Genomic DNA, 16188 nt, shown 5'->3' with positions numbered 1-16188 from the left:
ATGATGAAACTGTTACGCCTTGTTCTGTTACTGTTGGTTGTCCTCGGCGCTGCCGCCGGCGTCGGTGTATGGAAAGTTTTCCAGCTGGCGGACAGTAAGATCCTCATTAAAGACGAGACGATTTTTACCCTTAAAGCCGGTACCGGGCGGATGGCGCTGGGCGAACAGCTTTACAGCGATAAAATCATCAACCGCCCGCGCGTGTTCCAGTGGTTACTGCGTATCGAGCCGGAACTGTCTCACTTCAAGGCCGGTACCTATCGTTTTACGCCCGGCATGACCGTCAGGGAGATGCTGCAGCTGCTGGAAAGTGGCAAAGAAGCGCAGTTCCCGCTGCGTTTTGTCGAAGGGATGCGACTGAGCGATTACCTGAAACAGCTGCGTGATGCGCCCTATATCAAGCACACTCTGAAAGATGATCGTTACGAGACGGTCGCCGGGGTGCTGAAATTTGAGCATCCTGAGTGGGTGGAAGGCTGGTTCTGGCCGGACACCTGGATGTACACCGCGGGCACGACGGATGTCGCGATTCTTAAACGGGCGCACAAAAAGATGGTCGCGGCAGTCGATTCCGCCTGGGAAGGGCGTATGGAAGGGCTGCCCTATAAAGATCAAAACCAGTTCGTGACCATGGCTTCGATCATCGAGAAAGAGACTGCCGTTGCTGCCGAGCGCGATCGGGTCGCGTCGGTATTTATCAACCGTCTTCGCATTGGCATGCGTCTGCAAACCGACCCTACCGTTATTTACGGCATGGGCGAGCGCTACAGCGGAAAGATTTCGAGGAAAGATCTCGAGACGCCAACGGCGTATAATACCTACGTCATTAACGGCCTGCCGCCGGGCCCGATTGCAACGCCGAGCGAGGCGTCGCTTAAAGCCGCCGCGCATCCGGCCAAAACACCGTATCTCTATTTTGTGGCTGACGGAAAAGGGGGGCACACCTTTAACACCAACCTTGTCAGTCATAATCGCTCTGTTCAGGACTATCTGAAGGCACTTAAGGAAAAAAATGCGCAGTAAATACATTGTCATTGAGGGACTCGAAGGCGCGGGGAAAACCACCGCTCGCGACGTAGTGGTGGAAACGCTGAACGCGCTTGGCGTCACTGACATGGTCTTCACCCGAGAGCCAGGCGGCACTCAGCTGGCTGAGAAACTGCGCAGCCTGGTGCTGGATATCAAATCTGTTGGTGACGAAGTTATCACTGACAAAGCCGAAGTGCTGATGTTCTATGCGGCCCGCGTCCAGCTGGTTGAGACGGTGATTAAACCCGCTCTGGCCGATGGCAAGTGGGTGATCGGCGACCGTCACGATCTGTCCACTCAGGCGTATCAGGGCGGGGGACGCGGTATTGACCAGACAATGCTGGCAACGCTGCGTAATGCCGTACTGGGTGATTTTCGCCCGGACCTGACGCTCTATCTGGATGTCACTCCGGAAGTGGGCCTCAAACGCGCCCGCGCGCGCGGCGAGCTGGATCGCATTGAACAAGAGTCCTTTGATTTCTTTAACCGCACCCGCGCACGCTATCTTGAGCTGGCCGCGCAGGACAGCTCAATTCGTACCATCGATGCGACGCAATCGCTGGAAGACGTCACGCAAGACATCCAGCAGACCGTTACGCAGTGGCTACAGGAGCAGCAGGCATGAAATGGTATCCATGGTTGCGCCCGCACTTTGAACAGCTGATCAACAGCTATCAGGCCGGTCGGGGGCATCATGCGTTACTGATTCAGGCATTGCCGGGGATGGGGGATGATGCGCTAATTTACGCCATTACCCGTTTTCTGATGTGCCAGCAGCCTGAAGGGCACAAAAGCTGCGGGAAATGCCGTGGCTGCCAGCTGATGCAGGCGGGCACGCATCCTGACTATTACACGCTGGCGCCTGAGAAGGGCAAAAGCGCGCTCGGTATTGATGCCGTGCGTGAAGTTAGTGAAAAACTGTACGAACATGCGCGACTGGGCGGGGCGAAAGTCGTCTGGCTCAACGACGCTGCATTACTGACCGAGGCGGCGGCTAACGCGCTGCTCAAAACGCTGGAAGAGCCGCCGGAGAAAACATGGTTCTTCCTCTCATGCCGCGATCCGGGCCGATTGCTGGCAACGTTGCGCAGCCGCTGTCGTCTTCATCACCTTGCGGTGCCCCAGGAATCATGGTCATTGAGCTGGTTAGAACGCGAGGTGACAACGTCACAGGAAAGTGCGCTCTCTGCGCTTCGCCTGAGCAGCGGCGCGCCCGCAGCGGCGCTGGCATTACTGCAACCCGACGTCTGGTCGCAGCGAGAAACGCTCTGTAAGGCTGTCGAGGCTTCGCTCAACAGCCAGGACTGGTTGAGCTTGCTGCCTGCACTGAATAGCGATCGGGCCGTTGAGCGTTTGCACTGGCTGGCGTCCTTACTTTTGGATGCGCTAAAGCTCCAGCAGCGGGCAACGCTACTGACAAACCCGGACGCGTGGCCACTGGTGAACCTGCTGGCGAGCCGCCTTTCAGGAACGTCCTTGCACGCTATCCTTCATGATATCTGCGAAAGCCGGGAACAGCTTTTAACCGTAACGGGTCTTAATCGCGAGCTGTTACTGACCGACCAGTTACTGCGTATTGAACATTACCTGCAACCAGGCGTTACGCCGCCTGTTTCCCATCTCTGAGAGAGACATTATGTTTTTAGTCGACTCACACTGCCATCTTGATGGCCTGGATTATCAATCCCTTCACAATGACGTGGATGACGTGCTGGCAAAAGCCGCTGCCCGCGATGTGAAATTTTGTCTTGCCGTGGCGACGACGTTGCCGGGGTACCGCGCCATGCGTGAGCTGGTGGGCGTTCGCGATAACGTGGTGTTCTCCTGCGGCGTGCATCCGCTGAACCAGGATGAAGCGTACGATGTTGATGAGTTACGCCGACTGGCTGCGGAAGAGGGCGTCGTGGCGATGGGTGAAACCGGGCTGGACTATTTTTACACGCCGGAAACGAAACCGCGCCAGCAGGAATCCTTCCGCAACCATATCCGCATTGGCCGCGAGCTGAACAAACCGGTCATCGTGCATACCCGTGATGCACGCGCCGATACGCTGGCGATCCTCCAGGAAGAAAAGGTGACGGATTGCGGTGGCGTACTACACTGTTTCACAGAAGACAGAGAAACGGCGGGTAAACTGCTTGATCTAGGGTTTTATATTTCGTTTTCCGGGATCGTGACGTTCCGTAATGCAGAGCAGCTGCGTGATGCTGCGCGTTATGTTCCGCTCGACCGCATTCTGGTAGAAACAGACTCTCCGTATCTGGCACCGGTACCGCATCGCGGGAAAGAGAACCAGCCAGCCATGACGCGAGACGTTGCGGAATACATGGCCGTGCTTAAAGGCGTCAGCATCGAAGAGCTGGCCCGCGTCACGACGGAAAACTTCTCTGCGCTTTTCCATATCGACCCCGCCCGCCTGCAATCTGTCTGATACACCTGTTTTTTTTAGGCTCGTAATTAATAAACAAAACGAGTAAAGTTCACCGCCTCATTTGGGGCGGTGAGGATGTATTTAGACACATCCAGACATGCTTTTTGTAAATAACTGCAAGTTTTTCGTCCGTCTTAAGCTGAAACGTGATAGCCGTCAAACAATCCCAGAGGGAATTATTTTACTCTGTGTAATAAATAAAGGGCGCTTAGATGTCCTGTCCACGGCACGGTACTCCCCCCGGGCCAATGCGTGAAAGCGTAAAAAAAAGCACAAATACTCAGGAGCACTCTCAATTATGTTTAAGAATGCATTTGCTAACCTGCAAAAGGTCGGTAAATCGCTGATGCTGCCAGTATCCGTACTGCCTATCGCAGGTATCCTGCTGGGTGTCGGTTCTGCAAACTTCAGCTGGCTGCCAGCCGTAGTTTCCCATGTGATGGCCGAAGCAGGCGGTTCCGTCTTTGCTAACATGCCTCTGATCTTCGCGATCGGTGTGGCGCTGGGCTTCACCAATAACGACGGCGTTTCTGCGCTGGCTGCAGTGGTTGCCTACGGCATCATGGTGAAAACCATGGCTGTGGTTGCGCCTCTGGTTCTGCATTTACCGGCAGAAGAGATTGCCGCGAAACACCTGGCAGACACCGGTGTTCTGGGCGGTATCATCTCCGGTGCGATTGCAGCGTATATGTTTAACCGCTTCTATCGCATCAAGCTGCCTGAGTATCTGGGCTTCTTCGCGGGCAAGCGTTTCGTTCCGATCATCTCTGGTCTGGCAGCGATTTTCACTGGCGTGATCCTGTCCTTCATCTGGCCACCAATCGGTTCCGCGATCCAGACCTTCTCTCAGTGGGCTGCTTACCAGAACCCGGTTGTTGCGTTTGGTATCTACGGCTTCATCGAGCGTTGCCTGGTGCCATTCGGTCTGCACCACATCTGGAACGTTCCATTCCAGATGCAAATTGGTGAATTCACCAACGCAGCGGGCCAGGTATTCCACGGTGATATCCCACGTTACATGGCAGGTGATCCAACTGCAGGCAAACTGTCTGGTGGCTTCCTGTTCAAAATGTACGGCCTGCCGGCTGCTGCGATTGCAATCTGGCACTCTGCTAAACCAGAGAACCGTGCAAAAGTGGGCGGTATCATGATCTCCGCAGCGCTGACCTCGTTCCTGACCGGTATCACCGAGCCGATCGAGTTCTCCTTCATGTTCGTTGCGCCGATTCTGTACGTTATCCACGCGATTCTGGCGGGTCTGGCGTTCCCAATCTGTATCCTGCTGGGTATGCGTGACGGTACGTCCTTCTCTCACGGTCTGATCGACTTTATCGTTCTGTCCGGTAACAGCAGCAAACTGTGGCTGTTCCCAATCGTGGGTGCGTGCTATGCCGTTGTCTACTACACCATCTTCCGCGTGCTGATCAAAGCACTGGACCTGAAAACCCCAGGCCGTGAAGATGCAACTGAAGACAGCAAAGCAGGTGTGACCAGCGAAATGGCTCCGGCCCTGGTTGCAGCGTTCGGTGGCAAAGAGAACATCACTAACCTGGACGCGTGTATCACTCGTCTGCGTGTGAGCGTTGCCGATGTTGCGAAAGTAGACCAGCCGGGTCTGAAAAAACTGGGCGCAGCGGGCGTGGTTGTTGCAGGTTCTGGTGTTCAGGCAATCTTCGGTACTAAATCCGATAACCTGAAAACCGAAATGGATGAGTACATCCGCAACAGCTAAGCTGTGAGCAGGGGAGACTAAGGCAGCCGAATGGCTGCCTTTTTTATTGCTGCGGTTTGTTGTGCCGGGTAAGGCGCAGCCGCCACCCGGCTAAACACTCAGAAGTCGTAGCTCGCGCTCACCGAGACGTTCAACGGTGCGCCATAAACCACATAAGAGCCGACGTAATCGTAATACTCTTTGTCAAACAGGTTGTTGACGTTAGCCTGGACGGCAAACTCTTTGGTGACCTGATAACGGCTGAACAGGTTAACCAGCCCGTAACTGCCTTGCTCTGCACGTGATTGTCCCGCCGGGCCGCCGTCCACATCCGTCCACACCTTATTCTGCCAGTTTACGCCACCGCCCACGGTTAGTTCTGGCAGCATTGGCAGTTGATAACGGGTAAACAGCTTCATGGTTGTGCGCGGCTGATCGGAGCTGACTGCGTTGCCGTTTTTATCTTCAGCAATGTAGCGGGTTGCGCCGAACGTTAGCTGCCAGTTATCCGTCAGCGCGCCGTTAAGCTCGAACTCAATCCCTTTACTCACCACACCGTCCAGCGATTCATAAATGGATTCACCGCTCGGCATGTAGGTATAAGTGTTGCTCGCCACGTTATCCTGTTCAATGCGGAAAATTGCCAGCGAGGTGGTCAGGCGGGTATTGAACCAGTCCGCTTTCACACCGGCTTCATAGCTTTTACCCGTGGTTGGGTCGAGGTAACGACCACTGGCATTACGCTTGTCCTGAGGCTGGAAGATTGAGGTATAGCTGACGTAAGTCGACCAGTCTTCATTAATGTCGTAGACCAGGCCCGCGTAAGGCGTGACGTCATCTTTGGTACTTTCCAGACGGGTGTCCGGAGAGCCCGCCGGGTTATAGCGAATGTTATAGTTGGTATAGCGCGCCCCGAGGATCAGGTGCAGCGGATCGGCAAGCGAGAAGCGGGCGGAAGTATAGGCCGATGACTGACGGATGTCGTCCTGGCTATAGAGCTTCCATGGCGTCCACTGAGGATCGGCAATATCCCCGTTCCAGTTTTTGAAATTACCCACGTCGACCATGCCGTATAACGCATCCGGCATCCTATTGTCATAATGGTTGCGCTGGCGGCTTAAGCTGCCGCCAAACATCATTTCGTGCTGATGGCCAAAGAGATCGAATCCGCCCCGCAGGAAGGCATCAACCGCATCCTGTTTGCGCTCGCCTTTGTTCCAGCCACCATAGCCCACCATGCCTGCACCGGTCGCTTGATCGGGATAGCCGGACATATACATCAGTTTGCTGTCGAAATTCGTATCAGCATGCATGCCGTTGATGTGGGCTTCCCAGCCGTTGTCAAAGCGCTGAGTCAGGTTGGCGAAAATGCGGGTGTTATCTTTATCCGAATATGCCCACTTTGGCGCTACGGTCTGGCTATGATCGTAATGGGTTTTACTCCCGTCGCTGTTCCAGGTTGGCAATCCGCCCCAGGTCGGATCCTCGGTGTTGCTTTCCTGGTATTCATAGCCGACAGAAAGGGTCGTGCTGTCGGTCACATCTGCATCCACCACGCCGTAGAGGAATTTTTTACGGTAGTGGTAGTTATCAACAAAGCTGTCGTTATCCTGATAGCCCGTAATCAGGCGGCCGCGTATCTTGCCGGACTCCACCAGCGGCGCCTGCAGATCCAGCACGTAGCGCTGTTTATCCCAGCTGCCGTAGCTGGCACTGACATTACCTTTGAATTCATTGCTGTCTGCATGCTTGCGCACCATATTGACATAGGCCGCCGGGTTTCCCGTCCCGGACATCAGGCCGGTTGCGCCGCGTACCACTTCGATACGGTCATAAATCGCGGTATCGGCGGCAGTATCGCCGAAGTTCCACACTTCGCTGATGGAGGTCGGCAGGTCATCGTACGCATAGTTACTCACGAAGAATCCGCGTGAGTAAAATACGGTACGGTCGCTGTCCTGAACCTGCGCCGTCACGCCAGTGGTATTGGTTAACACCTGACCGATAGACTGCAGGTTTTGATCCGCCATGCGCTGCTGGCTGATGACGCTGACGGACTGCGGAATATCGCGAGGCACGAGGAGCAGTTTGGTCCCGGTGGTGGTGGTCTTGACGCTGTAGTCCCGATCCTGCCCGTCGGACAAGGCTGGCGCGTTATCGAAACCGCCATCAACCACAACGGTATCTTCGTCTGTGGAGGCGGCAAAACTCACGGCTGGCATCAATGCCATAGCAATACAGGCTGCCAGCAACGAAGGCGTTGCGACAGGCTGACGTTGGCCATCCCTGGTATGATGATTGAAAGACATGATCAAACCCTTAAGAACGGTGAAGGTTGGTAGCATCAGTCCCGCGATCGCGGTCTGACGTCGTTTTCTATGTTAAAAATGCCATGAAAATGCAAATGCGAAATATACGCATTGCCATTAATGCTGTAAACAGATGTGTCGAGCGGAACTGAAATAATGTTTCAGCCAGTGAATACGCCTGAGCGGTCACTCTTCATTCAGCTGATGAAGATTCAGGAAAGAATTCGGGGGAGAAGGTTGAAAGGACAGGAGAAACTCGCTCATACTCTTGGATTGTGTCACACAGTCTTCCCGAGAGTGTGTTATCAGCGGACGCACCACGCCAGATTTAACAAAAAAGGAAAAGGTCATGGCTGAAGAAACGATTTTCAGTAAAATTATCCGTCGCGAAATCCCCTCGGATATCGTCTATCAGGATGAACTGGTGACGGCTTTCCGGGACATTTCCCCCCAGGCACCGACACACGTCCTTATCATTCCCAATATTCTGATTCCGACCGTAAATGACGTAAAAACCGAGCACGAAGTGGCGTTAGGTCGTATGCTGACGGTGGCGGCGAAAATTGCCGAGCAGGAAGGCATAGCGGAAGACGGTTACCGTCTGATCATGAACTGTAATCGTCATGGCGGCCAGGAAGTTTATCATATTCACATGCATCTGCTGGGTGGACGTCCTCTGGGGCCGATGCTGGCACACAAAGGTCTTTGACATGTTTAAAGGGCGTATTGCAGCGCTGGTAATGACGATGATGATTGTGGGATGCAGCACGCGCCCGGCGATCCCCGTGAGCGATGAACAGACGCTGGTGATGGAGTCCTCCGTGCTGGCGGCGGGTATTACGGCGCAACAGCCCGCGTTAACCGTCAGTGAAATTAAGTCTTCAGCCTCCTCTGCGCTCTTTAACGAACGAAATGAACCCGTGACGGTCCACTACCGTTTTTTCTGGTATGACGTAAGAGGTCTTGAAATGCATCCGCTGGAGGCGCCGCGCAGCGTCACCCTCCCGGCGAGGTCGTCGGTAACGATCTATGACAGCGCCAGCTATTTGGGTGCACATAAGGTAAGACTTTATCTTTATCTGTAAGGGGTGAACTTTGATTAAAAATTTGAGCCGTTATGCGCTCGTGAACGCTTTCGCTCTGTTTCTGGCAGGGTGTGTGACCCGTACTGAACAGCCTGCACCTGTAGAAGAGGCTAAACCGGGTACTGAGCAGCCGACAAAGCCAACGGAGCCACAGCCAACCGTGCCGTCTGTACCGTCCATTCCGTCACAGCCTGGTCCAATTGAGCACCCGGACCAGACGTCACAGCCTACGCCGCGCGTGCGCCATTATGACTGGAACGGTGCAATGCAACCGATGGTCGGTAAAATGCTGCAGGCACAGGGCGTGACGGCAGGCGGCGTGCTGCTGGTCGACAGCGTGAACAACCGTACTAACGGTTCGCTGAACGCGGGCGAAGCGACGGAAACCCTGCGCAATGCCCTGGCGAACAACGGCAAGTTTACGCTGGTCTCTGCTCAGCAGCTCGCGGTGGCCAAACAGCAACTCGGCCTGTCGCCGCAGGATAGCCTCGGCACCCGCAGCAAGGCGATTGGGATTGCCCGCAACGTTGGCGCCCAGTATGTGCTGTACTCTAATGCGACCGGCAACGTGAATACCCCAGCCCTGCAGATGCAGCTGATGCTGGTTCAGACAGGCGAAATTATCTGGTCAGGTAAAGGTGCGGTTACGCAACAATGACAGCACGCGTGATGCGATCCTGACGCGCTATTTTCCGCAGTACCGCCTTATCGCGCCGCAGGCCCACTCCGGGCTTGGCGGCGCGAGTTGTATTCTGGAGCAGGGCGCGCACCGTCTGGTCTTACGACATAATCACGATCCCTTCGCGCCCGCTTTCCATTTTCGTCGTCAGTTTCGTGCCCTCAGACGTCTTCCGTCGGATCTCGTGCCGGAACCCCGTTTTTTCCGACAGGGCTGGATGGCCGTCGACTATCTTGAGGGCGAGGTGAAAAGCGCGCTGCCGGACACCCCGGAGCTCGCGGCGATGCTGTATCATCTGCACCAGCAACAGCGTCTGGGGTGGCGAATCGCGTTACTTCCGCTGCTTGAGCACTACTGGCAGCAAGCCTCCCCGAAAAGACGTACCCCAGTCTGGCTTGCGCATCTCAAACGGCTGCGTAAAGCGGGCGAGCCGCAACCGATTCGGCTCTCACCGTTACATATGGATGTACACGCCGGGAACATTGTGCATACGTCAGGAGGAGCCAGACTTATTGACTGGGAATATGCCGGAGACGGCGATGTGGCGCTGGAGCTGGCCGCGGTCTGGACGGAAAGTGACGCCGCGCGGCTGACGCTCATCAGAGAGTATGCCAGAGTAGCGCATATTGACGCCGACGCGCTGGCTCGTCAGGTGAGACGCTGGCGACCCTGGGTCATTATGCTGATGGCGGGCTGGTTTGAAATGCGCCTTCAGCAGTCCAGAGATAAACAATTTATTGCGCTGGCAAACGATGCCTGGCGTCAGTTACAAACGAAAGGATAAGAGAGGTGAGTGTGGGTCCAGTCATGTTGAATGTTGAAGGGTTTGAGCTGGATGCGGAGGAGCGTGACATTCTGGCGCATCCGCTGGTGGGCGGCCTGATCCTGTTTACCCGCAACTATCACGATCCGGCGCAGCTGCGCGAGCTGGTGCGTCAGATCCGCGCCGCGTCGCGTAACCATCTGGTGGTGGCCGTCGATCAGGAAGGCGGGCGCGTGCAGCGTTTTCGCGACGGTTTCACCCATCTGCCGGCTGCCCAGTCTTTCGCCGCGCTGCTCGGGACGGAAGAGGGGGGAAAACTGGCGCAGGACGCTGGCTGGCTGATGGCCAGTGAAATGATTGCTATGGATATCGACATCAGCTTCGCCCCGGTGCTGGACGTGGGCCATATCAGCGCCGCGATTGGTGAGCGCTCATACCATGAAGATCCGCGTATTGCACTGGCAATGGCGACCCGATTTATCGACGGGATGCACGATGCAGGTATGAAAACCACCGGCAAACACTTCCCGGGCCACGGAGCCGTGACGGCGGATTCCCATAAAGAGACCCCGCGCGATCCGCGCCCGGAAGCGGAAATTCGTGCCAAAGATATGTCGGTGTTCCGTTCACTTATCACCGATAACAAACTTGACGCTATCATGCCTGCCCACGTGATTTACAGCGACGTCGACCCGCGGCCGGCCAGTGGCTCTCCGCACTGGCTGAAAACCGTATTGCGCCAGGAGCTGGGTTTCAATGGCGTGATTTTCTCCGACGATTTGTCGATGGAAGGGGCGGCAATTATGGGCAGCTATGCAGAACGCGGTCAGGCGTCGCTGGACGCAGGTTGCGATATGATCCTGGTCTGCAATAATCGTAAAGGGTCTGTTAGCGTGCTGGATAACCTGTCGCCGATCAATGCAGAGCGTGTTACACAATTGTATCATAAAGGTTCATTTACCCGTCAGGAGCTGATGGATTCGGCGCGCTGGAAGACGGTCAACGCCCGGCTTGAAGACCTGAATGAGCGCTGGCAGGCGCACAAAGCCAGCCTGTAATCCCTCCCGGAAGGCGTCGCATGGTGAGAAGACAATGATCATCTATTTACACGGTTTTGACTCAAACAGTCCAGGTAATCATGAGAAGGTGTTGCAGCTGCAGTTTATCGATCCCGATGTCCGGTTGATCAGCTACAGCACGCGCCATCCGAAGCATGATATGCAGCATCTGCTCAAAGAAGTGGACAAGATGCTGCAGCTTAATATCGACGATCGCCCGCTGATTTGCGGCGTGGGCCTGGGTGGCTACTGGGCAGAGCGGATTGGTTTTCTGTGCGACATACGCCAGGTTGTATTTAATCCTAACCTTTTCCCGAATGAGAACATGGAAGGCAAAATTGACCGCCCGGAAGAGTACGTCGATATTGCCACCAAGTGCGTCAGTAATTTTCGCGATAAAAACCGCGACCGGTGTCTGGTGATCCTTTCGCGTAATGATGAGGCGCTCAACAGCCACCGGGCTGCGGAGCTTCTGCATCATTACTATGAGATTGTCTGGGATGAAGAACAGACCCATAAGTTCAAGAACATCTCCCCACATCTGCAGCGCATAAAAGCCTTTAAAACGCTGGGCTAAGCCCCAGTCAGTCACCTCCGGAACCCGGTCGCTAATGCGTACCGGGTTTCTTTTTGTCCAGAATTGTCTACTTTTAAGCCATCAAAACTTGATGCATATCAATTTTGGTATGACCAATGCGCCTGACGTGGTATTCTCAATTCACCTGAATGGTTTCAGTGCTGTAACCTGTTGTTAATTAAGGGTTATTTTTATAACTTTTAATTAACAATTGGTTAATAATTTGAGGGGGTCACGTTGACTACGCCATTGAAAAAGATAGTGATTGTAGGCGGTGGTGCTGGCGGGCTGGAGCTGGCCACACAGTTGGGTAAGAAGCTGGGTCGTGGTAAAAAAGCCAAAATCACGCTGGTGGATCGTAACCACAGTCACCTGTGGAAACCGTTGCTGCACGAAGTGGCGACCGGATCGCTGGATGAGGGCGTGGATGCGCTGAGCTATCTGGCGCACGCACGCAATCACCATTTCCAGTTCCAGCTGGGTTCCGTGGTGGATATCAACCGTGAAAGCAAAACCATCACCCTGGCAGAACTGCGTGATGAAAAAGGCGAGCTGCTGGTTCCTGAACGCAAACTGGCGTATGACACGCTGGTAATGGCGCTGGGCAGTACCTCTAACGATTTCAACACGCCGGGCGTGAAAGAGCACTGTATCTTCCTTGATAACCCGCACCAGGCACGTCGTTTCCATCAGGAGATGCTGAACCTGTTCCTGAAGTACACCAATAACATGGGTGCGAATGGCAAGGTTAACATTGCAATTGTCGGCGGCGGGGCAACGGGGGTAGAGCTCTCTGCTGAGCTGCACAATGCGGTGAAACAGCTGCACAGCTACGGCTATAAAGGGTTAACAAACGACGCGCTGAACGTCACGCTGGTCGAAGCCGGTGAACGCATCCTCCCGGCGCTGCCTCCGCGTATCTCCGGTGCGGCGCACAATGAACTCACCAAACTGGGTGTGCGGGTGCTGACACAGACGATGGTGACAAGCGCCGACGAAGGCGGTCTGCACACCAAAGACGGTGAGTACATCAAAGCGGATCTGATGGTCTGGGCGGCAGGTATCAAAGCACCTGATTTTATGAAAGATATCGGTGGTCTGGAAACGAACCGCATTAACCAGCTGGTGACGGAGCCAACGCTGCAAACCACGCGCGACCCGGAAATCTTTGCAATTGGCGACTGTGCTTCCTGCGCGCGCCCTGAAGGTGGCTTCGTGCCGCCGCGTGCTCAGGCTGCGCACCAGATGGCAAGCCTGGTGCTGCATAATATTCTGGCGCAGTACAAAGGCAAACCGATGAAGACGTATGTCTATAAAGACCACGGCTCTCTGGTATCGCTGTCCAACTTCTCAACCGTCGGTAGCCTGATGGGTAACCTGATGCGTGGCTCAATGATGGTAGAAGGGCGCATAGCACGCTTTGTCTATATTTCACTGTACCGTATGCACCAGATCGCACTGCACGGCTACTTCAAAACGGGTCTGATGATGCTGGTGGGCAGAATCAACCGCGTCATCCGTCCGCGTCTTAAACTCCACTAATCTTTCACTCCCTCCGGGCCCTCCGGAGGGAGTTTTTAGCATATCATGCTGCCCGTCATGGATTAGGTGCTTAAGAGTTCTCCTAAACATGATATATCCCTCTCCAGTGTCCACTTTTTGATCCTTTGTCTTATTGGCGAAGCCGTGGCTTCATTGCAAAATTGTTACCAATAGCAACAAAGGAGGAAGTCCCGTGAATAAATCTATGTTGGCGGGTATAGGGATTGGTGTCGCAGCGGCGTTAGGTGTGGCTGCTGTTGCCAGTCTCAACGTATTAGATCGCGGCCCGCAGTATGCGCAGGTGGTTTCTGCTACTCCCATTAAAGAAACCGTAAAAACCCCTCGTCAGGAGTGCCGTAACGTCTCCGTGACCCACCGTCGTCCGGTACAGGATGAAAACCGTATTGCCGGCTCTGTTCTGGGTGCGGTAGCGGGTGGGGTAATTGGTCACCAGTTTGGCGGTGGCCGGGGTAAAGATGTCGCGACCGTCGTTGGTGCGCTGGGTGGCGGCTATGCCGGCAACCAGGTGCAGGGTGCGATGCAGGATAACGATACTTACACCACGACTCAGCAGCGTTGTAAAACCGTCTATGACAAGTCGGAAAAAATGCTGGGTTATGACGTCACCTACAAAATTGGCGATCAGCAGGGCAAAATCCGTATGGATAAAGACCCAGGAACGCAAATCCCACTGGATGGAAATGGCCAGCTGGTACTGAATAACAAAGTGTAAAAAAGATGTTCTCTGAACTTAGCTCCTCAAGCGCTCAGGCTGAGGAGCTTTTTTTTACCTCAAATTTTGAGGAGTTCAGGCCACAAGCGTAGTGTGGTTTCGGTTATATTCTGCAGTTTTTCCAGCGTCGCGCCTTCACGCGCGCTGATCGACATACCCTGCAAAATACAGCTCAGGTACTGCGCCAGCATCTGCGGCTGACAATGCGCGGGAATTTCACCGCGCTGCTGGCGTTGAGCCAGAAATGCGCTGAGCGTCTCTTCCTGCATGGCATGACGCGATTTCACCGTATTGGCGATCTCTTTCGACGCTGCCGCCAGGGTGGCGGAGGTGTTAATCATAAAGCAGCCCGCGGGCGTATCTTTGCTGGTGAAGCAGGTGGCAACGGCGGTGAAGTAATCCCGTAGCGCCTGTTCAACGCTTTTCTCTTCACAAAACAGCTGGGCTTCGTGTTTCGCTGCAAAGCGCGAAATGTATCGGTCCAGCACTGCCCTGAACAGCCCCTCTTTGTTGGTAAATTCAGCATAGAGCGTCGGTGCTTTGGCGCCGGTGGCTTCTACCAGATCGGAAAGCGAGGTCGCTTCATACCCATGTTGCCAGAAGAGAGTCATGGCCTTATCAAGCGCTGCATCCCTGTCAAACACTTTTGGTCGGCCACGGCTTTTCTTCGCACAACTCGTGACGTCGGTTGTCATTTGCCGTTGGTCCTCTGTTGATTTGTTGAATAACCATTATAAAAATAAACGCAACCCATCACCAGTGCAGAATGCTTAAAAATAAATTAATCATATATGTATGAAAATTAAAGACTTTAAAAATTAATTAATGCTCGTTATAAAATTATGTTGACGCGTGAGCTGGATCACATTTATGATTTACCTATCGATCGTTAACTAAATCGCTAACGACCTCCAAATTCATCTGCCAAAGGTAAACATCATGAAAAACGTAAAAACCCTCATCGCTGCAGCCGTACTGAGTTCACTTTCTTTCGCAAGCTTTGCTGCTGTACAAGTTCAGTCAACGCCAGCCGATCAGCATAAAGTCGGGACGATCTCTGCGTCTGCCGGGACTAACCTGGGTTCACTGGAAGATCAGCTGGCACAAAAAGCGGAAGCAATGGGTGCAAAATCCTACCGCATCACCTCTGTGACCGGTCCTAACACGCTGCACGGCACGGCTGTCATCTACAAATAAGCCGGGCATAAACCCTCATTTATGCCACTGCAATAAAAAACGCCCTGCTAAGCAGGGCGTTTTACGTTCTGTTTTACATCGACTGCTGAACGATATCGTGATGCCGGGTGACATCGGTCGGCATGCCTGACCGGGCCTCCATCGCACGTTCCATCACCTGGCTCTCGGTATTCGCATTCGTTTTAAAGCTCACCATCGCAGCATTCAGGTTAATGGGTAACGTCTGCGGATCGTCGCCGATATTTTTTGAAAGCGGCTGGTGAATTTCGACCAGCCGTACGCCGCCCGGCTCCTCAGAGACTTTAATCGGTGTGTTGATAATATTCACTTTAGTCCCCGGCGTAACGACGTTGAACAGCGTTTTGATATCGTCATCGCGCAGACGAATACAGCCGGAGCTGACGCGCATGCCGATGCCAAAGTCGGCATTCGTTCCGTGCAGCAGGTAAACCCCACCGTATGCCGCCAGGCGGATCGCGTGGTGCCCCATTGGGTTATCCGGGCCAGCCGGAACAACCGCGGGAAGATCGATGCCCTGGGCTTTATAACGGGCGCGAATGTTGGCCGTTGGCGTCCAGGTTGGATTCGCCCGTTTATCCGAGACGGTCGTCACCATCGTCGGTGTCAGGGTGTCGCCGCCCAGTTGACCGATACCGATAGGGTAGACGGTCACTTCATTTTTACCCGGCGGATAATAATAGAGACGTAACTCAGCCAGGTTTATGACGATCCCCTCGCGCGGGGCATCCGGCAGGAGAGTTTGTAACGGGATCGTCAGTACGCTGCCCGCGCGCGGGACATACGGATCGACGCCGGGGTTCGCCTGCAGCAGAGCCAGAAAACCGACGTTATATTTTTTGGCAATGGCTTCCAGTGAACCGCCATTATTTTCAACCACATGAAAGCGGTTTTCCCCGACCAGCTTGCTGCCAGGCGGTGGAAGAGGCCAGGTGTTTGCGCGAGCGGGAAGTGCAACCGCGACGGCGGCAGCCAGCGTAAACAGGGTTATCCAGCGGGTAAAACGCGAAGAGGTCATCATCACCATAATCCATATAAATGATAAGGTTATTGTTT

General features: G+C 54.3%; 17 protein-coding genes. 14 read left to right on the top strand and 3 right to left on the bottom strand.

From position 1 onward, the window contains the following. From yceG to ptsG, 5 genes are all read left to right on the top strand, one after another. Positions 1-1023: a cell division protein YceG gene (gene yceG / locus O1723_RS13080; RefSeq protein WP_023332704.1), complete on the top strand. Its 1023-nt coding sequence runs from the start codon at positions 1-3 to the stop codon at positions 1021-1023. Then, positions 1013-1654, top strand: coding sequence for a dTMP kinase (gene tmk / locus O1723_RS13075; protein ID WP_014883388.1), 642 nt, complete (start codon positions 1013-1015; stop codon positions 1652-1654). Before yceG ends, tmk begins: the two co-directional genes overlap by 11 nt. Next, positions 1651-2655: a DNA polymerase III subunit delta' gene (holB, locus tag O1723_RS13070; RefSeq protein WP_014883389.1), complete on the top strand. Its 1005-nt coding sequence runs from the start codon at positions 1651-1653 to the stop codon at positions 2653-2655. Before tmk ends, holB begins: the two co-directional genes overlap by 4 nt. A 10-nt stretch (positions 2656-2665) precedes the next feature. After that, a complete protein-coding gene (locus O1723_RS13065; protein ID WP_023332705.1) occupies positions 2666-3460 on the top strand; it encodes a metal-dependent hydrolase in 795 nt (264 codons plus the stop codon). A gap of 298 nt (positions 3461-3758) precedes the next feature. Next, positions 3759-5192, top strand: a complete 1434-nt coding sequence (gene ptsG / locus O1723_RS13060) for a PTS glucose transporter subunit IIBC (protein WP_014883391.1) — start codon at positions 3759-3761, stop codon at positions 5190-5192. A gap of 98 nt (positions 5193-5290) precedes the next feature. Here ptsG and fhuE read toward each other — a convergent pair whose 3' ends face one another. Next, complete coding sequence (gene fhuE, locus O1723_RS13055) at positions 5291-7480, bottom strand: ferric-rhodotorulic acid/ferric-coprogen receptor FhuE (RefSeq protein WP_248191167.1); 2190 nt, start codon at positions 7478-7480, stop codon at positions 5291-5293. Positions 7481-7829: 349 nt separating this feature from the next. Between fhuE and hinT the strand changes: the two genes are divergently transcribed. From hinT to O1723_RS13015, 8 genes are all read left to right on the top strand, one after another. Then, positions 7830-8189 (top strand): purine nucleoside phosphoramidase, encoded by a 360-nt coding sequence (hinT, locus tag O1723_RS13050; protein WP_008500786.1) that lies wholly within the window; start codon positions 7830-7832, stop codon positions 8187-8189. Position 8190: 1 nt separating this feature from the next. Further along, a complete protein-coding gene (locus tag O1723_RS13045; protein WP_023332707.1) occupies positions 8191-8565 on the top strand; it encodes a YcfL family putative periplasmic lipoprotein in 375 nt (124 codons plus the stop codon). Between the two features lie 10 nt (positions 8566-8575). Further along, positions 8576-9223, top strand: a complete 648-nt coding sequence (lpoB, locus tag O1723_RS13040) for a penicillin-binding protein activator LpoB (RefSeq protein ID WP_479983836.1) — start codon at positions 8576-8578, stop codon at positions 9221-9223. Beyond that, on the top strand, positions 9204-10028 hold the full coding sequence (gene thiK / locus O1723_RS13035; RefSeq protein ID WP_023332708.1) for a thiamine kinase: 825 nt from the start codon (positions 9204-9206) through the stop codon (positions 10026-10028). Before lpoB ends, thiK begins: the two co-directional genes overlap by 20 nt. Before the next feature lie 11 nt (positions 10029-10039). Next, the gene (gene nagZ, locus O1723_RS13030; RefSeq protein ID WP_032645350.1) at positions 10040-11065 is read left to right on the top strand and encodes a beta-N-acetylhexosaminidase; all 1026 of its coding nucleotides are present in this window, start codon (positions 10040-10042) and stop codon (positions 11063-11065) included. A 34-nt stretch (positions 11066-11099) separates the two neighbouring features. Next, complete coding sequence (gene ycfP, locus O1723_RS13025) at positions 11100-11642, top strand: alpha/beta hydrolase YcfP (protein ID WP_014883398.1); 543 nt, start codon at positions 11100-11102, stop codon at positions 11640-11642. Positions 11643-11879: 237 nt separating this feature from the next. Next, on the top strand, positions 11880-13184 hold the full coding sequence (locus tag O1723_RS13020) for an NAD(P)/FAD-dependent oxidoreductase (protein WP_023337096.1): 1305 nt from the start codon (positions 11880-11882) through the stop codon (positions 13182-13184). Between the two features lie 193 nt (positions 13185-13377). Then, complete coding sequence (locus O1723_RS13015; protein WP_008500779.1) at positions 13378-13917, top strand: glycine zipper 2TM domain-containing protein; 540 nt, start codon at positions 13378-13380, stop codon at positions 13915-13917. A gap of 59 nt (positions 13918-13976) precedes the next feature. Here O1723_RS13015 and comR read toward each other — a convergent pair whose 3' ends face one another. Continuing rightward, entirely contained in the window at positions 13977-14612 is a 636-nt protein-coding gene (comR, locus tag O1723_RS13010) for a TetR family copper-responsive transcriptional repressor ComR (protein ID WP_014883400.1), read from the bottom strand. Between the two features lie 244 nt (positions 14613-14856). Between comR and bhsA the strand changes: the two genes are divergently transcribed. Further along, positions 14857-15114 carry a multiple stress resistance protein BhsA gene (gene bhsA, locus O1723_RS13005; RefSeq protein ID WP_023332711.1) on the top strand — a complete coding sequence of 86 codons (258 nt, stop codon included), beginning with the start codon at positions 14857-14859 and terminating at the stop codon, positions 15112-15114. Between the two features lie 73 nt (positions 15115-15187). Here the strand turns inward: bhsA and ldtC are convergent, their stop codons facing one another. Next, positions 15188-16153, bottom strand: coding sequence for a L,D-transpeptidase LdtC (gene ldtC / locus O1723_RS13000; protein WP_014883402.1), 966 nt, complete (start codon positions 16151-16153; stop codon positions 15188-15190). Between the last annotated feature and the right edge of the window lie 35 nt (positions 16154-16188).

The organism is Enterobacter cloacae complex sp. HYC080_NIDB, from assembly GCF_056673325.1.
The sequence above is the reverse complement of the archived record's forward strand: the minus strand, read 5'-3'. Positions and strand labels throughout refer to the sequence as shown.

Bases quoted from the DNA above. Each gene is read 5' to 3' on its own strand.
- bhsA (WP_023332711.1), top strand. From the start codon at position 14,857: ATGAAAAACGTAAAAACCCTCATCGCTGCAGCCGTACTGAGTTCACTT.
- O1723_RS13045 (WP_023332707.1), top strand. From the start codon at position 8,191: ATGTTTAAAGGGCGTATTGCAGCGCTGGTAATGACGATGATGATTGTG.
- ldtC (WP_014883402.1), bottom strand. From the start codon at position 16,153: ATGATGACCTCTTCGCGTTTTACCCGCTGGATAACCCTGTTTACGCTG.
- fhuE (WP_248191167.1), bottom strand. From the start codon at position 7,480: ATGTCTTTCAATCATCATACCAGGGATGGCCAACGTCAGCCTGTCGCA.
- O1723_RS13065 (WP_023332705.1), top strand. From the start codon at position 2,666: ATGTTTTTAGTCGACTCACACTGCCATCTTGATGGCCTGGATTATCAA.
- ptsG (WP_014883391.1), top strand. From the start codon at position 3,759: ATGTTTAAGAATGCATTTGCTAACCTGCAAAAGGTCGGTAAATCGCTG.
- ycfP (WP_014883398.1), top strand. From the start codon at position 11,100: ATGATCATCTATTTACACGGTTTTGACTCAAACAGTCCAGGTAATCAT.
- hinT (WP_008500786.1), top strand. From the start codon at position 7,830: ATGGCTGAAGAAACGATTTTCAGTAAAATTATCCGTCGCGAAATCCCC.
- tmk (WP_014883388.1), top strand. From the start codon at position 1,013: ATGCGCAGTAAATACATTGTCATTGAGGGACTCGAAGGCGCGGGGAAA.
- yceG (WP_023332704.1), top strand. From the start codon at position 1: ATGATGAAACTGTTACGCCTTGTTCTGTTACTGTTGGTTGTCCTCGGC.
- comR (WP_014883400.1), bottom strand. From the start codon at position 14,612: ATGACAACCGACGTCACGAGTTGTGCGAAGAAAAGCCGTGGCCGACCA.
- holB (WP_014883389.1), top strand. From the start codon at position 1,651: ATGAAATGGTATCCATGGTTGCGCCCGCACTTTGAACAGCTGATCAAC.